Origin of the sequence: Microcystis sp. LEGE 08355, assembly GCF_015207185.1 — a bacterium.
Classification (GTDB): Bacteria; Cyanobacteriota; Cyanobacteriia; order Cyanobacteriales; family Microcystaceae; genus Microcystis; species Microcystis panniformis.
Genome location: NZ_JADEXI010000753.1, coordinates 1 through 1,928, shown reverse-complemented (window position 1 = coordinate 1,928; position 1,928 = coordinate 1). Strand labels below are relative to the sequence as shown.

Genomic DNA, 1,928 nt, shown 5'->3' with positions numbered 1-1,928 from the left:
ACCAGTAACAGATAAAGCCATCGGAATTGACTTAGGAATTAGGGCTCTTCGGTTTGTGTTATGCAATGGACGGAGGTTATAAGAGATGGAACCCTTATAGAGAAAGGCATTTAGCGATTTTTGTCAATTATTTTTGATCTAGAGCGAACTAATCAATTAAGTCTCTTGCCAGATAAGGATTTAGTCTATTTATGCCCCCCTATCGAACCATAACAAGTCCCGAAGAGCCGAAAATTTCCCCTTTTTGTTTAACTTGAGCGAGTTCTCCAAAAACAGTAAAATCGATACTTGTGAGACGTTCTTTGACTCTTAATTGAGGAGATTTAAAATCATTCTCCGAAAAACAGCGATCGCCCTTCTTAACCTCAGCTAAAAACGCGATCGCCTTCTCCTATCTACACAGTAAAACAGCGATCGCCCCTGATTAAGCAATCGCAAATTCTGTTAATTCACGACTTGCAGGATCATGAAATGCTAAAACAATATCTTCTTTGGGAATCCCTGCTTCTAATAATTGAGAGGTGATTCCTATTTCTGTCCAATCTTGTTCAATATAAACTCTTTCATTTTTAATACGAATATGAATCTGAGTATTGTTGATTTTCTTTTTGTTTATCCAACCAATAGACATCCATAGATAATGATCATGATTTTCATCAAAAATCAAACAGGTTTCTAGTTTTTTTTGGGATGAGCTATTCGCAATTTTGTCTAGCTTCGTTAAGGTATTTTGAATAATTTGGCGATAGTTAGTTAGTTTATCCATTGGACAATTTCCTCTTTTTCGATGTTGACAACTAATAAATCTAATTGGTGTCTTTTAATAACGGCTTGAATAGATTTTCGTTGGAAAAAATTTTCATAAATTTCATCTTTGATAGCCAGATAGATTTCTTGGTATTCATCTTGCCCTAATTGAATAAGATCACGATAAAAAATATATTGTCCCAAAGCCATTTCAAAGTCTTTCATCATTGAAGGGCTAAGAAAGCTTTTAATTTCAATGATAATTTTACGTTGTCTTTGTTCTTCGGAAATATATTTCTCGATCGCCAGGTCTGGATACAATTCAGCGTCTTCATATTCAATAGGATAAGGATCAGCCGTAATTGTCCAGCCGTCTTTAATTAAGGCATTTTTAACGGCTTCGTGATAGAGGTCTTTGGCTGGCATTTGCCTCCTTCTATTTTGATCACTGGATTTATTATAAGCGATCGCCCTCCTCTTCTCACAGTAAAATAGCGATCGCCTCTTCCAAATTTTTATTAAAAACGCGATCGCCTATCGGTAGATGTCCTTTCGATGTCCAATATCTAAATTGACACTCCCGTCGCTAAAAGCGAGGGATTCTTGGTTCATCGAGTTTCCTTAATCTGGCAGGACGTATCCAACATTCGCCAGAGGGAATCTCTCCCCCCCCCGCTAGGCAAGGGGGGGGTCAGACGATTTAATCTTTTTTCTGCCTGGCGATAGTATTGCGGTATCTCTACCGTTTCCCCATCACTATTAGCGTAGAAAACTTTTAAACCTACATCCAATCCCACACATCTTTTAGTTGGTTCTAGTGGTTTAGCATATTCCCGAATATCAACGCTGAGACAGAATTGGACATAATAACCATCTGCTCGTTTAACAATCCTAACTCGTTTAATTTGGTCTAGAGGGTAAAAGTTTAGGTCTCTGGTTCCTTTTAGTTTAACCGTGCCAATGTTTTTCTTATCTGTGAAAGTAATTTTCTTTCTATCCTCCGATAATTTCCATCTGGAGTTTTTATATTCCACAGAACGATTATTTTTCTGAAACTTGGGATAACCTTTTTTACCTTTTATTTTTTTCTGACAATTATCATAGAAACGGGCAATAGCTGACCAAGCTCGTTCGGCCGATGCTTGTCTAGCAGTAGAATTTAGAGTATCGACAAACTTGAA

General features: G+C 37.2%; 2 protein-coding genes and 1 pseudogene. All 3 read right to left on the bottom strand.

Features of this window, described 5'->3' with window-relative positions; translation table 11 throughout:
- Window positions 1-424: 424 nt before the first annotated feature.
- A complete protein-coding gene (locus tag IQ242_RS23695; RefSeq protein ID WP_193961637.1) occupies window positions 425-766 on the bottom strand; it encodes a XisI protein in 342 nt (113 codons plus the stop codon).
- Window positions 754-1,173 carry a XisH family protein gene (locus IQ242_RS23690; RefSeq protein WP_193961636.1) on the bottom strand — a complete coding sequence of 140 codons (420 nt, stop codon included), beginning with the start codon at window positions 1,171-1,173 and terminating at the stop codon, window positions 754-756. Before IQ242_RS23690 ends, IQ242_RS23695 begins: the two co-directional genes overlap by 13 nt.
- A gap of 266 nt (window positions 1,174-1,439) precedes the next feature.
- Window positions 1,440-1,928 (bottom strand): annotated as a pseudogene (locus tag IQ242_RS26490) (RNA-guided endonuclease InsQ/TnpB family protein); the annotation flags it as partial.

Bases quoted from the DNA above. Each gene is read 5' to 3' on its own strand.
- IQ242_RS23690 (WP_193961636.1), bottom strand. From the start codon at position 1,173: ATGCCAGCCAAAGACCTCTATCACGAAGCCGTTAAAAATGCCTTAATT.
- IQ242_RS23695 (WP_193961637.1), bottom strand. From the start codon at position 766: ATGGATAAACTAACTAACTATCGCCAAATTATTCAAAATACCTTAACG.